The organism is Syntrophales bacterium, from assembly GCA_035363115.1.
In the GTDB taxonomy this organism is placed as follows: Bacteria; Desulfobacterota; Syntrophia; order Syntrophales; family PHBD01; genus PHBD01.
Genome location: DAOSEM010000004.1, coordinates 216265 through 233640, shown reverse-complemented (window position 1 = coordinate 233640; position 17376 = coordinate 216265). Strand labels below are relative to the sequence as shown.

Below are 17376 nucleotides of genomic sequence, written 5' to 3'. Positions count from 1 at the left end.
GCCTGTCGGGAAGGGCCATGGCATCAAGGTGTCCGGACGAGACGGAACCCCATGCCGTCGCCGCGGGCATCCGGATCGCCCCCCTTGAGCCGGAACGCCGCACGGCAGTACCGGGCGCTGCTGCCCCACGAGCAGCCACGCCGCACGCGCGTGGATCCCGAAGAAGGCCCCTCCGGGTCGGTCAGGCTTCCGGAAGGATAGTCTCCCATCCGGTCCTGCACCCACTCGAAGACGTTGCCGATCATGTCGTAGAGCCCCCAGGCGTTCGGGGCCTTCCGGCCTGCCGGGTGCGTCCCCGATCGGGGGCAGGCATACTGGCGGTCCTGCCAGCCCGAGGAATCAAACCCGCCGGCGTAATCGACGCAGCTGTTCCCCTTGTACCAGGCGACGGTGTCGAGGTCGGGTGCGTTGTTGCTCCCCCGCATGCGGAGCGGACCACTGTAGAGGGCGGTCTCCGTCCCCGCCCGGGCCGCGTACTCCCACTGGGCCTCCGACGGCAGGCGGTACTTGTCCGTTCCCTCCCGTTCGTTCAGCCTGCGGATGAAGTCCTGCACCTCGTTCCAGGAAACCCGCTCCACCGGGCAGTCGTCGCCGCAGTTCCGGAAATAGGAAGGGTTGTTCCCCATGACCCGCTTCCACTGGCCCTGGGTCACCTCCGTCGCCTGCATGTAGAAGGCCCTGCTGATGGTCACGCGGTGCGGCGTCTCGTCAGGAAACCGGCCCGGTTCGTCCGCCGGCGACCCCATGGTAAATGTCCCGGCGGGGATCAGGACAAACGTCGCTCCCAGGGTGGGGCTGGTGAAGGCCCGATCGCCCGGCGGAGCTCCGGCGGCGGGCACCTGCCTCTCCGAGGATCTCCGCGGAGGCGCGGCGGCAGCCCCGGTCAAGCCCGGCGTGAAATAGAAGTCCCCCTGGAGGGAGGACAGCTCCCATGGGATCTGCCGGTCCCCGGTTTCCCGGCTCAGGCGCTGCCGGACCCGTTTGAAGACCTGCTCGATGGGAAGCCCCGGCTCCCGGATCGACTCCAGGAGCGCCGTTGTGTAGGGGCTGTTGCGTCCCTCTCCGTCGGCGGCCGTCTTGCCGGGGGACGTGGAATAGGTGATGAAGGTGCCCTTGGGGGCGTCGGAGATGATGGCCAGCCCTCTCCCGGCGCTCCGGAGGAAGCGCCCCACCGGGTTGTCCCGACAGGCGTCGAGGATGACGATATTCATCGGGTTGCCCGCGTTCGCCATCTCATCCAGGACCATCTCGACGTCGATGGCCCTGTACTTGGCGTCCGTCTCCTTCTCGATCCTGGCGCCGATGGGGATCAGGTAGTTCCGGCCGCCGATCTGGATGCCGTGGCCGGCGTAGAAGAACAGCCCCACCCCTCCCCGTTTCAGGCGGTGGCCGAACGCCCGGACGGCCTCCTCCATTTCCTGCTGCCGGGCGTCCTTCTTCAGGACGACGGTGAAGCCGAGGCGTTCGAGCGCGGCGGCCATGTCGGCGGCGTCGTGGACGGGGTTCTTCAGTGCCCCCACCTCGTACCCGCTGTTGCCGATGACGAGGGCGATTCGCGGCTCCGCGGCATGCAGGGACAGGGTGCCGGCGAGGAGGACGGCGACGGCCGCAACGGCTGCAAGAACGTTCCGGATCATGATTCCCTCCGCCTCGGGAACACGGCGTCTCCGCCGCGGCTTCATTTGCATCCCGTGATCGGGAATACGGACCCTGCGATAAGGACCGGTCCGGCCGGAGCCGGTCACGCCGGGTCTTTCGCGGCCGCTTTCCTGACCTTGTCCACCTCGTATTCCCGGAGCGAGCGCGCCATGTCCCGGATATCCCCGGGAAGGGTCGTGACGGGCCTGCCTGTGGAAAGCGCGAGCCAGTAGATGTGCGCAACCTTCTCCAGGAGCTCCGCGGCGAGAAGCGCCTTGTCCATGCTCCTGCCCAGGGCAAGGATCCCGTGATTCTGCATGATGTAGGCGTTGGCGTTGTTCCCGAGCCTGCCGGCCACATTGGCGGCCAGCTCCGTGCTGCCGGACAGGGCGTAGGGGACCACGTCGATCGTCTCGCCCAGGGTGAAGGAGACCTCGTCCAGAAGCGAGGGAATGGGGAGATTGAGCAGCGCGAAGGCGCTTCCGTAGACCTGGTGGGTATGGATCACGGCGTTCGCGTCGGGCCGCTCGCGGTAGACCGCGGCGTGCAGCCCCGCTTCGACGGAGGGCGCCCGGCTCCCCTCCACTGCTTGGCCGGCGAAATCGACGATGCAGATGTCCTCCGGGACGATCTCGTGGTAGTTCACGGAGGAAGGTGTGACCGCCATCAGATTCCCATCGCCCGTCCTCATGGAGACGTTCCCCCCGGTGCCCCGCAGGGAACCGAAGTAGCCGTGGTCCGACAGCCAGAGGCACGCCTCCAGCACTTCCTTCCGGCTTTGATCGTATTTGCTCATCGTGTAACCCCTTGCATTCCGTACCGTGATCTCAGGATGTGAAGGTGGGACGCGGGTTCCGGGCGAGCTCCTCCTGCTTCTTCCCGTCCGGCTCGGGCCGCGGTCCCGACCAGGTGAAAACGTCCAGCACTTCGGGATTGAGGAGGTGGTCCGGCCGCTCCCCCGCCAGGAGCTTCCGGATCTGGTCGACGGCGACGGCCCCCTGGTGCGCCGCGATCTCGCTCGTGTTCCCGCCCAGGTGCGGCGTGGCGATCACGTTGGGGTGGGAAACGACGGGATCGTCCGACGCCGGGGGCTCCGCCGAGAAGACGTCCAGGGCGGCCCCTGCGACCTTCCCCGACGCGAGCGCCCCCAGGAGGGCCGCTTCGTCTACGAGGGAGCCCCGGGCGGTATTGACGAAGAAGGCCCCCGTTTTCATCTTCCCGAAGGCCTCGCGGTTCATCATCCCCCTCGTGGCCTCGATCGCCGGCGCGTGCAGGCTCACGAAATCGCTCTCCGCCAGCAGCTCGTCGAGGGAGACCTTCCGGGCGTTCAGCAGGGCCCCCGCCTCGGCGGTCAGAATCGGATCGTAGAATACCGTCTTCGCCCCGAACCGTGTGAGCCTCGCTGCGACGCCGGCGCCGACGTTTCCCATTCCCACCAGGCCGACCGTCTTCCTCCAGAGCTCGTTGCCCCGGTATTTCAGGTAGGCCTCCCCCATCTTCTCCATGTCGTTTGCCGTCACGCCGCTGTGCTTGAGGAAGTCGACGGACTCCGGCATCTTCCGCGCCAGCATCACCATGAAGGCGACGGTCAGGTCCGCCACGGCGTCGGCGTTTCTCCCGGGGGTGTTGACGACGGGGATCCCGTAGGCGGTGGCGGCCGCCAGGTCGATGTTGACGGCATTCCCCCGGCACGTGACGATGGCCCGCAGATCCCGGGCGTCGCGGATGGCCGGGAAATCCACCACGTCCATCTCCGTGACGAAGATCTGCACGCCCGAGAGCGCCTGCGCCAGTTCGGCTCCGCCGTCGAAAATCCGGACCTTCTCCCGCCACTCGGCATAATCCACGCGGCCGATCCCCTCCAGTTCATCGAGGGCGGCCCGGTCCATGGAGGCGGTGACAAGGATGTTCGGTGAAAAGGACGGGTCGGCCGCCCTGCCCGCCGCGGGTGACGGTTCGAAGAGGGCGGCGGTCAGCAGGTCGCCGACCTGGGCGTCCGCCGCGGCGCGCTTGTCGAAGGCCTGCCGCCAGCCGGCGTAAAGGCTCCCGTACTTCTCCGCCTTCCCTGGCCGGTGCTCGCGCAGGGCCGCGGCGACAAGAGCGGCACCGTCGGCTGGCTCGGCAAAGACGCCCGCCCCGACCCCCGCCAGGATCGCCGCGCCGACGGAAGACACCTCGGCGTTGGGGGGAACGAGGACCGGGCGGCCCGTCACATCGGACACGATCTGGTCGAAGAGTGCGCTCCGGGACATGCCCCCGGCCACCCGGAGGACGGGAATCTCCCTGCCGGAGACGGCCAGGATCTGTTCGAGGTTGGCGCGGATCGAGAAGGCGATCCCCTCCACCAGGGCCCGGGCGATGTGCCGCCGGCTCCGGGCAGCGTCGCCCGTGATCATGTGGGACAGGGTCAGATTGCCGACGGGGAAGCCGACGGTCCTCCCGTCGAACAGGGCGGAGCCGAAGGTGGAATACACGCCGGCGGCCCCCGGAAGGGATCCGGCACATTCCGCGAAAAGGCTCAGGGTCGCGTCGGGGGAGTCCGGGTAGAGAAGCCGGGCGAACCAGTCGATGACATCTCCCGTCATCAACCCGTTGCTCTCGATGACGTACCGCCCCGGAACCACGTGCTGCCCGCTCCAGAGCCGCCCCGATCCGTCCAGGACCAGGTCGTCCGTCACGAGTTGCAGGGGCATGGTCGTGCCGGCGACAACGGCCAGGTCGCCGTCCCGGACGGCCCCCGCTCCCAGGAGTCCGCACTGGGTGTCGGCGCCCCCCGCGGCCACGGGAATGCCGGGGACCAGCCCCAGGAGATCGGCCCCCCGCTGCGTCAGCTCGCCGAGGCGGGCTCCGGAGTCCACCGGCTCGGGGAAGAGCGACCGGGGGAATCCGAGGGAATCGATCAGGTCGAAGGCCCACTCGCGCCGCTTCAGGTCGAAGAGAAGCGATTCGCCCGCCTGGGAGCGCTCGGCCGCCATTCTCCCCGTCAGGATGAAGGCCAGCCAGTCGGTGAGCGACAGGGCGGCGGAGGCGCGGTTGAAAAGGTCCGGGGCGTTGTTCTTCATCCAGAGGAGCCGCGTGCCTAGAAACATGAGGGTCGGCCAGTGGCCCGTGACGGCGTGGAACTCCGCGCCCCTTTCCATGCCCAGCAGCATGCCCTCCCCCAGCGCCCGGGCGTCCTTGTTGGGCGTTGCCAGGAGGACGCTGTCCTGTGCATCCAGGACAACGGTCGTATTGCGCATCCCGCATACGGCGATGCCGGCAACCTGGCCCGGCACAGCACCCGCCCGGGCGAGGACCTCCCGGGAGGCATCGCCGAGCTTCTTCAGGACGTCGCCGGTCTCGACGGAAAAGCCGAGTCCGCTCGTGCCGGGGGCGACGGGGTGGGTCCAGCTTCGCCGGGCCGTTGTGTTGGCCCCTGTTTCAGGGTCCAGGAGGAGGCAACGGCCGGATCCTCCTCCGGCATCAAGCGCCATCAGGTAACGTGTGTTCATGGATCGCCGGTAACTCCTTTTCGAGGATTGGGGTTTGAAAAACCGCTGTGCCCCGTCTGTCCTTCATCCGGTCGATCCGGTCGGTCGAAGAACAGCGTGTCGATCTTCCCGGCGGGGACTCCGGTCATTTTGCCTTGTTCCATGTCCGGCACAATCCCGGTCTCCTGTTATGCGCGACGGGAACAGGCTCCGGATGCGCATCGCAGAGGAAACCCGCCGCTGCCGATTCACGAGGCAACGCTGTCATCTTTAGCCGTCAGGAAGGCAACTGCTCAAGGTTTTTCTGCATGGGATCGCATTGCCATGCAGGGTGCGATCCGCGTTACAGCTTTTTCATTTTCCTGTACGGAATTCATTCATCTTTTTTTGCCAGAGTCCCTCCGAATGATCGGAACACCCAGGGCGATCATCGGCCCGGTCCATCAGGAAAGGTACATCCAACGGCGGGGGAGCCCCGCGGGAAGTGACCCGTGAAACGTTCATTGGAAACGACACGCACATCGTCACGCCGAACACCGCTGAGAAGACGGCTCCTGAATTCCCCGTCCATATTCTTCTCCCTTCTTTCCGGCGTGCTGTTCCTTGTTTTCCTGTGCGCGGCGGCGCTGGCCTCCCTGAGCCGGCTCCTGATGGATGCAACCGGAATCGATCTCCTGGCGGCGATCGGCAACAGCTCGAACATCGGCGAGAAAAAACTGCTGCTGCTGACCATCCTCATGGGCTGCTGCCTCGCCGTCACCGCGGCGATCTTTCTCTTCTTCGCCCGCAAACCGGGGCTCGCCGGGCGGACGGCCGTTCTCACCCTGCTCGTGCCGGCATACCTCGCCGTATACGCGTTTCTTCAATACCCCGTTCATCACGCCGCGCTGCTGGAACAGATCGAGGTCACGGCGGTGCCCGCGATGGCGGATTCCGGTTTTTTCAACAAATCGAATCTCGCCGTGGACGGGATTCGTGACGAAGACGAACTGCACCGTGCCTGCATGAAGCGATTCAACCAGGTCCGGGAAACCCTCCGTGTACAATGGGGAATCGAAGATCCCCGGAAGCTGGAGGCCCTGTTCCTGATGAACAGCGTATCCGCCCTCTGGGGATTTGGAAACTCCGTTCACTACACCAGGGAGGGCTGCGTGGAGCAGAACGAGAAGACCGGTTTCCGGATCGATGTCCCAGAAGGAATCCGGGACTACCTGGAGAGCGAGATCGGCTGCTGCAGCGACTCGGCTCACGTTCTGAAGGTGCTGCTCGATCGTTCCGGAATTCCCAATCGCCGGGTCGTCATCGCCCACGGTCATATGATGAATGAAGCCGCCTTCTCCGACGGCTGGATGACGCTGGATGCCACGACGAACATGGCTTTTTTCGGTGACTGGACGTCCATTCAGAGACGTCGCGGACACGGCAGGAACTCCGTCCACGTCCTCGTCTTCCCTCATTCGAACCACGCCTCCGGATCGAATCCGCTCTACCGGCCTGCCATCGGCCACCTGCGATTCGCCCTGCTGCTCGACGCGGTCAACAAGTCCGCTCCGCCCGTTGCCTTTCCGGATGGAACCGATGGGACGCTGCCCGCCGGAAAGGGTTTTCACACGTCCGGTGAAACCGGGGCCGGATTGCCGCCGAAGATCCGTCCGGCCTCATCGGGCGGTACGCCGGGGCATGAGAAGGGCAATCGGGCGGATGTGAATCCCCTCCCCGAATCCTGAGGCTCAGTCCTGCGGAAGTTCGATGTGGATGCTGTTTCCGGTGCCGGACGGCCCTTCGTCCGCCCGGATGGAGCCGCCGTGCGCCTCCACCGCCATGCGGCAGAAGGTCAGCCCAAGGCCGGTGCCGCCGCGCGACATATGCTCCGCGTCGCTCACCTGCGTGAACTTCTCGAATATGCGCTCCCGCTCTCCGGGCGGTATCCCCGGTCCGGAGTCGGTGACGCGGATGTGTATATTCCGATTCCCCACGGGACAAGCCGCGACTTCGATCCTGCTCATCCTGGGCGCGAACTTGATCGCATTGTCGAGGACATTCAACACCACGCGCCACAGCATGCTCCGGTCGGCCTTCACCATCATGCCCGGCGGAGACTGGGTGACGATCTCGATCTGTTTGCGTATCACCTGCATCTGCTGCATGGCGGCCAGCTCTTCGAGCATCACGGAGAGGTCGAATTCACTGATGTCCAGGACGAGTCTGCCGGCCTCCAGCCGGGCGATATCGAGCAGCATGGAGATCAGGTGCGTCATGCTCTGCGTGGCCGTCTTCGCCATGCGGACGAGGAGCGTGAATCGTTCGGTGTCCCTGACCTGATCCTTCAGGGGCTCCAGCAGGTCCAGGACCAGGGTGACCGTGTTCAGCGGATTGCGCAGGTCATGAACCACCATGGACTCGAGTTCGTCGCGCAGCCGCAGCAGCTCCTCGAGCTGCTTCTTCTCTTCCCCCAGCACATTCAAGCGTTTCTGGACCTGCTGAAAGGTATTCCCCAGGTCGATCCTCGCCGTGTCCGCGGAGATCACATACCCGCGCGCGCTGGAGAGCATGGTCTCCACCAGCGACAGAGCATTGGCGAGAAGGCCCCGGAAATGCTCCGTCGATATTCGGGACAGGACCACCCGGGTGGTGGCGACCAGAGTGGCGGAGCGCGGACTTTGCGTGATGGCGCCCAGTTCCCCGACCAGGTGGCCGGGCTCGACATGATTGAGCAAGACCGGATCGTCGCCGTATCCCGCATATACATCCAGGCTTCCGCTCACGACGTAGTAAACCGCGTCGCTGGCCTCCCCCTGAAGAAACAGGACCTGCCCCGCCTCAAGAATCTGCTCCGTGCCATGCTCCTGGAACAGGTACCGGATGTCCGACGGAACGATCGAATCCATTCGACTCACTCCCGGTAACATAGAATAGACAAACAGCCGCGTTCCCGGTTTTGCCGGTGATACAACCAATGGCCGAATTGTAATGTGGGATACTTCGTCTTGAATTGCAAGGCAGGAAATGTTCGGCCCATAATTAAACCAACCACTCGTATTTCCTTAAGAAAGGCTAAAAAACTTGACTTCGCCGGTGTGTCCGGGGTAAAGGGGTCCCCTCACGTTGACAATCTTCCCGCTCAAATACCCCGGAAAAATATCACGAAAGAGAGATCCCCATGAGACCTGAAAATCCCAAGCATACATTTCTGTTTATGACCCTTGCCTGCCTCCTGCTGGCCCTTCTTGTCACGGCCCTGCCCGCTCTGGCGGAGGAAGAGAACGCGCCGGGATCCCCGGCCGGGACAAAAGAAGTTTCATCCACGGTGAAGAAAGCGGAAGGAAAGCTGGGCAAGGCAACCTATTATGCCGACCGTTACCATGGCAGGAGGACCAGTTCGGGCGCAATCTTCGACCAGCGGAAAATGACCGCGGCCCATCCGACGATCTCGCACGGAACGAAGGTCAGAGTGAAGAACCTGGCCAACAACCGCTCGGTCGTCGTGACGGTCAACGACCGCTGCAGAAAGCGGAATTTCGAGATCATCGACCTGTCCCGCGCGGCGGCCCGCGATCTCGGCATCATCCGGCGGGGAGTGGCAACGGTACGGATCACCCCCCTGGGTGACAGGGAGCTTTGAAGAAGACATCTCTCCTCTTCTGCCTGCTTGCCGCCATCCTCTGCGCCCCGCTCTCCCCTGCGTGGAGCGAGGACTGGCGCAACCTGGTGCAGCCGCTCGGGACCCTGATCGCCGTGGAGACGGCGGCAACCGTGAACGCGAGGCTGGGCGGGATCCCCCCCTTCGAAAACAGCACCGACGTCACCACCATCCAGACCACCGTACCCCAGTATTTCATCCGGTTCTACAATCCCGCGGACCCCGTCAATCCCTCGAATCCCGTCGGGTCGTGGGTCATGCGGACGGCGACGGTACGCGGCCTCACGCCGGCCCAGGTGCGCGATCTGTTCGCGCTTCCCTCCTTCCCGACCAACATGACGATGGTGCTCGTACCGGCAGGCACCCTGATCTACACCGGCATCGCAGCGCCCATCGCCGGCTGGGGGGCCGGCGGGGAACAGCAGTCCAAGCTGATCGGTCCACCCTGGGTCCCGGCGGACAATTTCTTCAACCGGCAGGCCGTCGAGTCCTGCATTCTCTGCTACCGGACGCGGGCGACCGCCGGCAACGCCAACCGGATCGCAACGTACCTGGACGCGAGAATCCCGGAGGCCTGGTCCGACCTGGAGACGGTGTATCTCAACCTGGACCTGCTCTACCTTCCGGCCCTCTCCGGCCCATTGCAGGAGGCACTCGACCGGATCGGCCCGGGCCGCTACGACCGCCTCACGGCGGATGCGCTCAGGACCGGCGGGATGACCAGCGACGCCGTCGATCAGCGTGTCTCCGCGGCCTTTCTCGAAGATCGAACGAAAACCGGTGCACTCCTGCAGGTCGCCGGACCCGTATTTCTTCCTTCGGGAGACCATGACGGGAAAAACCTGCAGGCATGGATGCAGATGGCCGGAGGAATCCAGCGGGCGGGGGACATGGGATTCAACGCCGTCTCCGGGGGCGTCGTCGGGGGCGTCGACCGGAGATCCGGGCGAAACCTTCTCGTCGGCCTGTCCCTGGGCTTCATCCGCAGCACCCAGTCCTGGACGGACGGGGGAGGCGGAGCGCGGACGGATTACACCCGGCTCGGCATGTACGCGGCCTGGCTGGCACGAGACTATTTTGTTCAGGCCGGTCTCAGCGGCGGATACGCGACAGGCGACGCGACCCGGCCCATCTCCTTCTCATACCTGGCCCGCGAGGCCGAGTCGCATCCCGAGAGCTGGGAGGTGAACCCCCGGCTGCGATTGGGGTACCGGCTGCCGATCGCCATGATGGACGCCGTGCCCTCCCTGGCCGTCGACTACGTGCACCAGTACCGGAGGGGATTCAGTGAAACAGGGGCCGGCAGCCTCGACCTGCGCGTCGGTTCCGTCCAGGCCCGCACGCTGCGCAGTCACCTGGACGTGGCCGTCTCGAAGCAAATCCCTTTGGGGGAGAAATCGGTTTTCACGCCGCAGCTCCGGGTCGGCTGGGCGTATCACCATCCCCTGGACGATCGCTCCCTCACAGCCGGACTCCGCTCGCAGCCCGATGACTTTGTCGTTTACGGTAACGACCGACCGGCGGGTTTCTGGACCGCCGGCGCCGGCTTCACCCTCACGACGGGCGGCGACGTTACACTGGCCGCCTCTTACGGGCTGGAACGCGGGCGGGAAACGACGAGCCAGAAATTGGCCCTGGAGCTGCAATACAGGTTTTGAGGAATACCGGGAAAACAGTCCGGCGAGCACCCCGGAGTCCGTAGAGCCTTCCCGGGCCGGTCGACCGTCAGAACAAAACGGTTACGGGTATGCCCGCATCCTCCAGGCCCTTCCTCAAGCTGCCGCCCTCACTGATGAAAAACGGCTCCTTCCTTGCCCATTCCATCTTATGTTCCGCATAGAGCCGGTCCGCATAATGGTAGTTCAGCCGGTCCAGCAGCACATAGTCGACCTTTCCCGCCAGCTCGCCGGCCAGAACCGCGGCGCCGGGCAGAATTGGGGCGATCATGGCATAGGTCCGGATTCCCCTTGCCCGAAGGCTCTCCAGGGCGTGAATTCTCTCCCGGACGGGGGGAGCGCCGGGCTCAAAGAGCCTGCGCAGCCTTTCATCCGCCGTGGCAATGGAAAACCCGACTTCCGCATCGTCTGACTTCTCCAGGATCTCCATGTCCCTGAGAACCAGGGGCGACTTGGTCTGGACGTTCACGGGCCAGCCCTTCTCCACCAGGAGCGCAAGGCACAACCGCGTGATCCCGTACCGCTTCTCAGCGGCCTGATAGGGGTCGCACACGCCGCTCACCCAGACCCGGCCGACCGGTTTCCTGGCGATTTCCCGGGCCAGCACGTCCGGCGCATTGATCTTGACGTCGACAAACTCCCCCCACGTTTCCCGGTGGCCGGTAAACCTCCTCATGAACGCGGCGTAGCAGTACCTGCAGGAGTGGCTGCACCCGACGTAAGGATTGACCGCATAGTCGTACACCTGGGACCTGGACAGGACGGACCTGGCGTGGATTTCCCGGATGATCATGTTCGTGACCTCTCGAAACGATTTTGCATGGTCGCAGTCCTTCTCACCGGACGAATCCCGCAAAGACGGCAAACAGGATCCCGCCGGCACCGGTTATGAAATAGGTTCCCACGAATAGCCAATACTGGAGCGGGGATTCCTGTCGCCCGATCCACCTGCCACCCTTGACCCGGACGACTCCACTGCGCAGCCCCGCGACTCCGAACCAAAGAAGCGCGGCCCCCGCCAGGACCAGCATCCCTCTCAACGGCCAACTGCACATCGGATGAATTCACCTCCCCAATATTGGCCGATCCGGTCGAATGCCTGTTTTCTTGACATCCTGCGGATTCTCATTCACACAATACAACAGGTTGGTTTTCAAGAAAAAAGCGGGGTCACCGAAGCCCGGCCATCCGACCCGTGCCGGGATACCCTCCACGGTTCAGCGAATACACCGAACGGATCGGGCGTCAAGATCTTTCCGATCATCAGCCCTCACCGGGGAATGAACGATGAAAGATGAAAGGAAGACGAAAGCGCAGCTTATAAAAGACATGGAAGCATTGCGCCTGCGCATCCTCGAACTCGAAGAGGCGGAAACCGAACTTGCGCATGCCAAAAGAGAGCTGGAGGCAAGCGAGGAACGGTATGCAAGGCTGGTCGATACGGTCCCGGACGTGATCGTCCATACCGACCTCGAGGGAAATATTCTCTTCATCAATGACTATGCCCTTCAAATCAGCGGTTACAGCCGGGAGGAGTTCATGGGCGAGAACATCCTCCGGTTCGTGCCTCCCGAAGAGCACGAAAGACTGCTGATGAATGTCACTCTCATGATGGACAACAGGCTGGGGCCCAAGGAATACAACCTGGTCATGAAGGACGGCCGGACCATCCCCTTCGAGGTGAATGGAGACGTGCTCCTGGACAAGGAAGGGAAACCGTTCGGCATTGTCAATGTGTGCCGGGACATCAGCAGGCGCAGGCAGGAGGAAGAGCGTACCCGCCAATCCGAGGAGAAATTCTCGACCATTTTCATGACGGCGCCGGACTGCATCACGATTACGCGGTTGCGGGACGGGCTGATTATCGATGTCAACGCGGTGTTTGAAGAAACGATCGGCTGGAAGCGGGAAGAATCCGTCGGCAGGACTTCCCTTGAGATGAATTTCTGGGTCGATCCTTCCGATCGGGATTTCATGGCCGGGGAGCTGTCGGCGGGCCGGGACGTCATGAACCGGGAGTTCCTGTTCCGCCGCAGGGACGGAGCAGTGCGCAGCGGCGTGTATTCCGCCCGGACCTTCAACCTGTCAGGCGAACCCTGCATCATCTTCATGCTTCAGGACATCACCCGACGCAAGGAAACGGAGCGTACCCTGCGGGAGAACGAGGAGCGGCTGCGCGGCATCACCATGAACCTGCCGGGCGTCGTCTACCAGTTCTATGCGAAGAACAGCGGTGAATACAGCATAAGCCATGCCAGCGGACGCATGATGAAGCTGTTCGGGATTCCGGCTGACGTCGAATCCATGTACCAGGATTTCGTTTCTCATATTCACGAAGAGGACCGCGACCGATTCACCTCCTCTCTCAGAGAAGCTGTGGAGAAATGCGAATCATGGGATTTCGAAGGCCGCTACGTCCGTCCGTCCGGCGAGATCCTGTGGTTCCAGGGCCTGTCCACACCGACACGCCACGAGGATCGCCTGGTTTTTGACGGGATCCTCCTGAACGTCACCGAGCGCAAGCGCGTCGAGGACGCGCTGCGCAACAGCGAGGAAAAATTCAGGAAAATGACCGAGGCGTCAAACGTCGGCATTGCCATCATCGACGGAGAGCGATTCATCTACGTCAACCCCATGACCCGAAAGATGTCGGGATTCAGCGAAGAGGAATACCTCTCCAGGCCCATGCTCGATTTTGTGACCCCGGAATCGAAGGAGCTGATCCGACGGCGGGCCATGGCGCGACTGGAGGGGAAACCGGTGCCCGAGCGCTATGAATTTTCCGTCCTGACCAAGAACGGCGGCATCCGCTGGGCGGAAGCCGGGGCGGCGGTCATCGAATACGACGGGAAGCCGGCCACGATCTTTACGATCTACGACATTACGGACCGGAAAGCCGCCGAGGCGGAAAGGGAGGCCCTTCAGGCCCGGCTGAACAGTGCCCAGAAGATGGAGGCCCTCGGCAGGCTGGCCGGCGGGGTAGCCCACGATCTGAACAACGTCCTGGGAGCCCTTTCCGGTTATTCGGAACTGCTGCTGCTGGAGATTCCCGAAGGCCAGAAGGCCAGAGGCCACGTGGAGAGAATCCTGCAGTCCACGGAGAAAGCGGCAGCCATCATCCAGGACCTCCTCACCCTGGCCAGGCGGGGAGTCTCTTCGTCCGATGTGATGAATCTGAACGACCTGGTCTCCGGCTTCCTGAAAACCGCCGTCTTCGAAAAGATCAGGGAGTTCCATCCCCGCGTGAACTTCAGGACGCAGTGCCGGGAGGGGCTGTTGAACATCCGGGGCTCACTCGTCCACCTTGAAAAGACGCTCATGAACCTGGTGTCGAATGCGGCGGAATCGATCGACGGCCAGGGAGAGGTCACGATCCGGACGGAAAACCGCTATCTCGACAAGCCCGTCCGGGGCTACGACGAGATCCGTGAGGGAGACTATGCGATCCTGACGGTATCCGACACGGGGATGGGCATCCCGGCCGAGGACATGGCGAGGATATTCGAGCCTTTTTACACCAAGAAGACGATGGGCAGGAGCGGAACGGGACTGGGGCTGGCGATCGTCTGGGGAACCGTGAAAGATCAGAACGGATACATCGACGTACAGACAAGGATCGGCGAGGGAACCGTCTTCACGCTTTACTTCCCTGTCACCAGGGAGGAGCTGACCACCCCCCGGCAGGAGGTGCCACTGGAGCAATACATGGGGAGCGGGGAATCGGTTCTGGTGGTCGACGACATTGCGGAGCAGCGCGAGGTTGCCTCCGGATTGCTGAAGCGGATCGGATATCAGGTTCATACCGTCTCCAGCGGGGAAGAGGCGGTGGAATACCTCCGGGGAAACAGGGCGGACATCCTGGTTCTGGATATGATCATGGATCCGGGGATCGACGGCCTGGAAACCTACCGGAGGATCCTGGAGCTCCATCCGGGGCAGAAAGCGATCCTGGTCAGCGGATTTTCGGAGACGGACCGGGTGAAGGAGGCCCAGCGGCTGGGAGCGGGCATCTACGTCAGGAAGCCCTACCTGATGGAAAAGATCGGAATGGCCATCCGGGCCGAGCTCGGACGTCCGTTCGCATAAGGGAAATCCGGCATGGCTCGACTGGAATCCGGGCCACGCCTGATCATCGTGAACCTTGCAGCACGACTTGTCCCTCTGTTCCAGGAGCCGTCCCTGGCTCCGCAGCGGTTCCGGATCCACCTTCGGTACACCGGAACCGTGTCCGGTTTTATGGCTTGAACAAGGGAAGCCTGCGGGGATGGTCCCGGGAGGATGACCGGGGCGATGGTCCCGGAGCGGTGCCCCATTCGGGGGAAGTCTTGAATCAGCAGTCGATCCCGTAATCCAAGGAGGTTCGTCATGAACGTTTCGGAGGCGATCCGAAAGCGCAAGAGCATCCGCGACTTTAAACCCGACCCGGTTCCTGGAGACATCCTGAGGGATATCCTGGACCTGGCCTGCCGCGCACCGTCGGCCATGAACACGCAGCCATGGAAATTCCTGGTCGTAACCGGCAGGACACTGGAGGAGATCAAGCGGGAGAACATCGAGAGGCTGAGGGCGGGAATCATGCCCGGGGAGGAGCACCTGATCGTCGGATGGTCCCAGGACAGCGTATATCGCCGGCGCCAGGTGGAGCTGGCCATGCAGCTGTTCCAGCTGATGGGGATCAAGCGGGAGGACAGGGAGGAGAGGGCCCGCTGGATCGAGCGGGGGTTTCGGTTCTTTGACGCGCCGGCCGCCGTCATTCTCCTGACCGACCGGGCGCTGATGGAAGGTTCCCCCATTCTCGACATGGGGGCCGTCATGCAGAACATCTGCCTGGCGGCGCTGGAATACGGTCTGGGGACCTGCATCGAGGACCAGGGCGTGATGTACCCGGACGTGGTGAGGAAACACTGCGGGATCCCCGATGCGGACATGATCGTGATTGCCATCGCCATCGGCTATCCCAACCCGGGCTTTCCCGCCAACCGGCTGGAAAGCACCCGGGAGTCCGTGGACAGCATCACAACGTGGCTGTCCTGACGGCCGTTGACACTTTTGGAACGATCGGCGGGACTGTTTCCCGCAGCAGACAGGCGAGGTGATCCATGCTGTCACTGGTCATTCTGGCGACGATGCTTGCGCTGTTCACCGTCCTCCTCGTCAGGAGGGGGAGGGATGCGACAGCCGGGGAGACCCTGGCCAATTACCTGAACGCCCTCATCAGCGGTCGCACGGAAGAGGCATACCAACTCCTCTCCGCGGCCGATCGCACCCGGGAGTCCCAGGCCGAGTACAGGGCGCGCCGCTCCCTGGGGAGCGGACTGGTCGCCGGTCTGATCGCCCCCAGCGTCTCCTTCACCATCGAGACGGCGGAGACGGAAAACGGCCGGGCGACGGCCGTCGCCTCCGTCACGGCGCCGGATTACGCGGGGCTGCTGCACGAAGCGATGCTGGACGCGGAAACGGACGGCCTGCCTGGAGACAACCTGGAAGCCCACATCTTCGTGTGCCGAAAGATCAGTCACTACCTGGACAAGTATCGTCGGGAAACGGTCCCCACGCGGACCGGCACAACCTCCTTCCACCTGGTCCTTGAAAAGGGCGGCTGGAAGGTCTGCCTGGAAGAACCGTGATCCGGACGGGAGGGAATCCGACTCAGCGGTAGATCAGGATCGTTCTTCTGATCCTTCATTCTCTTCTTTTTCCGGAAACAGCATATTCCGCCGGCAATCGAGCCGGATACACCAGTGAAGATAATGCGCCGACAATCACTGACGAGGATGGTCATGGGAAGATACCATCACACTGTGGCGATGTCCATTGCCAAGAAAATCATCAGCACATTCCTGGCGGCAATCCTTCTCTCGGGTTGCAGTGCCAAACTCGCGCCGATCAAGATAGTTGCCTGCGTTGACATCAACCGTTTCATGGGCGACTGGTATGTCATCGCGAGCATTCCAACCATGATCGAAAAAAGGGCTCACAACGCCGTGGAGAGCTATCGGCTCGATTCGGACGGAACCATTGCCACAACCTTTACATTCCGACAAAATTCATTTGATGGCCCGATTAAGACATACAGGCCACGGGGTTTCATTCTCGACAAGGTGAGCAACGCCGTTTGGGGGATGCAGTTCTTGTGGCCTATCAAAGCGGAATATTTGATTACTTATCTTGACGAAGGATACACACGGACAATCATCAGCCGCAACAAACGGGATTACGTGTGGATCATGGCGCGGACGCCGGCGATCCCCGATGAGGATTACAGGAAGCTTGTGAAAGAGGTGTCCCTTCAGGGTTACGATATCGACAAGCTGAAGAAAGTGCCGCAGCGCTGGCCGCATACCGGCAGATGACCCGGGTACACATATGCTGTTCCAATAGGCACCGAATGCCGGCTCGCTCAACATAAGCATACAGGTCCGAGAAACCCCGAACGACCGAACAATCCGGATGCGGTGGTTTTCTGCGTTTCCTGCCGCATATCATGGGTATTTCAAAGCCCGGAACGGAGGGAAAGCGATGAAGAACCTGATCTGTCTCTACCTGCTGACGGTGCCCGTGTTCTTTGCAATCGACATGGTCTGGCTGGGTTTCGTGGCCAGGGGCTTCTACCGCAGCAACCTGGGTCATCTTCTTCGCCCGGACGTCAACTGGGCGGCAGCCTTTCTCTTTTACCTCCTGTACATCGCGGGCATCCTGATCTTTGCGACCATGCCGGCCCTCGAAAAGAGCTCCCTGCGACAGGCGATCGTGTCGGGAGGTCTGTTCGGCCTTTTCACCTATGCGACGTATGACCTTACCAACCTGGCGACGTTGAAGGACTGGCCTCTCAACGTCGTGTTCGTGGACATTGCCTGGGGCATGGTGCTCACCGCCACCGTTGCCGCGGCAAGTTTCTTCATCGGCAAGTGGGTCATGGCCTGAGCTTCGCGTCCTCCGGAGGAGAGCCTCT

Annotated in this window: 15 protein-coding genes; 9 read left to right on the top strand and 6 right to left on the bottom strand. The window is 62.8% G+C overall.

Annotation, left to right across the window (positions count from 1 at the left end; genetic code table 11):
* Nucleotides 1-23 precede the first annotated feature (23 nt).
* From PLO63_10805 to PLO63_10795, 3 genes are all read right to left on the bottom strand, one after another.
* Nucleotides 24-1637, bottom strand: coding sequence for an SUMF1/EgtB/PvdO family nonheme iron enzyme (locus PLO63_10805; GenBank protein ID HOI74627.1), 1614 nt, complete (start codon nucleotides 1635-1637; stop codon nucleotides 24-26).
* A gap of 104 nt (nucleotides 1638-1741) precedes the next feature.
* Nucleotides 1742-2434, bottom strand: coding sequence for a class II aldolase/adducin family protein (locus tag PLO63_10800; protein ID HOI74626.1), 693 nt, complete (start codon nucleotides 2432-2434; stop codon nucleotides 1742-1744).
* Between the two features lie 31 nt (nucleotides 2435-2465).
* Nucleotides 2466-5129, bottom strand: coding sequence for an NAD(P)-dependent oxidoreductase (locus tag PLO63_10795; GenBank protein HOI74625.1), 2664 nt, complete (start codon nucleotides 5127-5129; stop codon nucleotides 2466-2468).
* A gap of 470 nt (nucleotides 5130-5599) precedes the next feature.
* On the opposite strand from PLO63_10795, the gene PLO63_10790 reads away from it, so the two are divergent.
* Nucleotides 5600-6835 (top strand): hypothetical protein, encoded by a 1236-nt coding sequence (locus PLO63_10790; protein HOI74624.1) that lies wholly within the window; start codon nucleotides 5600-5602, stop codon nucleotides 6833-6835.
* A 3-nt stretch (nucleotides 6836-6838) separates the two neighbouring features.
* On the opposite strand, the gene PLO63_10785 is transcribed toward PLO63_10790, so the two are convergent.
* Nucleotides 6839-7996, bottom strand: a complete 1158-nt coding sequence (locus PLO63_10785) for a HAMP domain-containing sensor histidine kinase (GenBank protein ID HOI74623.1) — start codon at nucleotides 7994-7996, stop codon at nucleotides 6839-6841.
* 272 nt (nucleotides 7997-8268) lie between these two features.
* On the opposite strand from PLO63_10785, the gene PLO63_10780 reads away from it, so the two are divergent.
* Together PLO63_10780 and PLO63_10775 are read left to right on the top strand one after the other, a co-directional pair.
* Complete coding sequence (locus PLO63_10780; GenBank protein HOI74622.1) at nucleotides 8269-8730, top strand: septal ring lytic transglycosylase RlpA family protein; 462 nt, start codon at nucleotides 8269-8271, stop codon at nucleotides 8728-8730.
* Nucleotides 8727-10406 (top strand): autotransporter outer membrane beta-barrel domain-containing protein, encoded by a 1680-nt coding sequence (locus PLO63_10775; protein ID HOI74621.1) that lies wholly within the window; start codon nucleotides 8727-8729, stop codon nucleotides 10404-10406. The genes PLO63_10780 and PLO63_10775 overlap by 4 nt, the downstream gene beginning before the upstream one ends.
* A 67-nt stretch (nucleotides 10407-10473) precedes the next feature.
* Here the strand turns inward: PLO63_10775 and PLO63_10770 are convergent, their stop codons facing one another.
* Both PLO63_10770 and PLO63_10765 read right to left on the bottom strand, forming a co-directional pair.
* Nucleotides 10474-11217, bottom strand: a complete 744-nt coding sequence (locus PLO63_10770) for a radical SAM protein (protein HOI74620.1) — start codon at nucleotides 11215-11217, stop codon at nucleotides 10474-10476.
* 43 nt (nucleotides 11218-11260) lie between these two features.
* Entirely contained in the window at nucleotides 11261-11479 is a 219-nt protein-coding gene (locus PLO63_10765) for a hypothetical protein (GenBank protein HOI74619.1), read from the bottom strand.
* 232 nt (nucleotides 11480-11711) lie between these two features.
* Here PLO63_10765 and PLO63_10760 point away from each other — a divergent pair, with 232 nt between their 5' ends.
* The 6 genes from PLO63_10760 to PLO63_10735 all read left to right on the top strand — a co-directional run bounded on the left by PLO63_10760 (nucleotide 11712) and on the right by PLO63_10735 (nucleotide 17348).
* Nucleotides 11712-14510 carry a PAS domain S-box protein gene (locus PLO63_10760; GenBank protein ID HOI74618.1) on the top strand — a complete coding sequence of 933 codons (2799 nt, stop codon included), beginning with the start codon at nucleotides 11712-11714 and terminating at the stop codon, nucleotides 14508-14510.
* A gap of 12 nt (nucleotides 14511-14522) precedes the next feature.
* Complete coding sequence (locus tag PLO63_10755) at nucleotides 14523-14669, top strand: hypothetical protein (GenBank protein HOI74617.1); 147 nt, start codon at nucleotides 14523-14525, stop codon at nucleotides 14667-14669.
* A 120-nt stretch (nucleotides 14670-14789) separates the two neighbouring features.
* A complete protein-coding gene (locus tag PLO63_10750; protein HOI74616.1) occupies nucleotides 14790-15458 on the top strand; it encodes a nitroreductase in 669 nt (222 codons plus the stop codon).
* 65 nt (nucleotides 15459-15523) lie between these two features.
* Nucleotides 15524-16051 (top strand): hypothetical protein, encoded by a 528-nt coding sequence (locus PLO63_10745; protein HOI74615.1) that lies wholly within the window; start codon nucleotides 15524-15526, stop codon nucleotides 16049-16051.
* A gap of 153 nt (nucleotides 16052-16204) precedes the next feature.
* Entirely contained in the window at nucleotides 16205-16777 is a 573-nt protein-coding gene (locus PLO63_10740; GenBank protein HOI74614.1) for a lipocalin family protein, read from the top strand.
* Between the two features lie 166 nt (nucleotides 16778-16943).
* Entirely contained in the window at nucleotides 16944-17348 is a 405-nt protein-coding gene (locus PLO63_10735) for a DUF2177 family protein (GenBank protein ID HOI74613.1), read from the top strand.
* The last annotated feature ends 28 nt before the right edge of the window (nucleotides 17349-17376 follow it).

What these genes read in the sequence shown, in the direction of transcription:
- PLO63_10795 (HOI74625.1), bottom strand. Translation starts at nt 5,129, where the DNA reads ATGAACACACGTTACCTGATGGCGCTTGATGCCGGAGGAGGATCCGGC.
- PLO63_10745 (HOI74615.1), top strand. Translation starts at nt 15,524, where the DNA reads ATGCTGTCACTGGTCATTCTGGCGACGATGCTTGCGCTGTTCACCGTC.
- PLO63_10770 (HOI74620.1), bottom strand. Translation starts at nt 11,217, where the DNA reads ATGATCATCCGGGAAATCCACGCCAGGTCCGTCCTGTCCAGGTCCCAG.
- PLO63_10750 (HOI74616.1), top strand. Translation starts at nt 14,790, where the DNA reads ATGAACGTTTCGGAGGCGATCCGAAAGCGCAAGAGCATCCGCGACTTT.
- PLO63_10800 (HOI74626.1), bottom strand. Translation starts at nt 2,434, where the DNA reads ATGAGCAAATACGATCAAAGCCGGAAGGAAGTGCTGGAGGCGTGCCTC.
- PLO63_10805 (HOI74627.1), bottom strand. Translation starts at nt 1,637, where the DNA reads ATGATCCGGAACGTTCTTGCAGCCGTTGCGGCCGTCGCCGTCCTCCTC.
- PLO63_10785 (HOI74623.1), bottom strand. Translation starts at nt 7,996, where the DNA reads ATGGATTCGATCGTTCCGTCGGACATCCGGTACCTGTTCCAGGAGCAT.
- PLO63_10765 (HOI74619.1), bottom strand. Translation starts at nt 11,479, where the DNA reads ATGTGCAGTTGGCCGTTGAGAGGGATGCTGGTCCTGGCGGGGGCCGCG.
- PLO63_10735 (HOI74613.1), top strand. Translation starts at nt 16,944, where the DNA reads ATGAAGAACCTGATCTGTCTCTACCTGCTGACGGTGCCCGTGTTCTTT.
- PLO63_10755 (HOI74617.1), top strand. Translation starts at nt 14,523, where the DNA reads ATGGCTCGACTGGAATCCGGGCCACGCCTGATCATCGTGAACCTTGCA.
- PLO63_10760 (HOI74618.1), top strand. Translation starts at nt 11,712, where the DNA reads ATGAAAGATGAAAGGAAGACGAAAGCGCAGCTTATAAAAGACATGGAA.
- PLO63_10780 (HOI74622.1), top strand. Translation starts at nt 8,269, where the DNA reads ATGAGACCTGAAAATCCCAAGCATACATTTCTGTTTATGACCCTTGCC.
- PLO63_10740 (HOI74614.1), top strand. Translation starts at nt 16,205, where the DNA reads ATGGGAAGATACCATCACACTGTGGCGATGTCCATTGCCAAGAAAATC.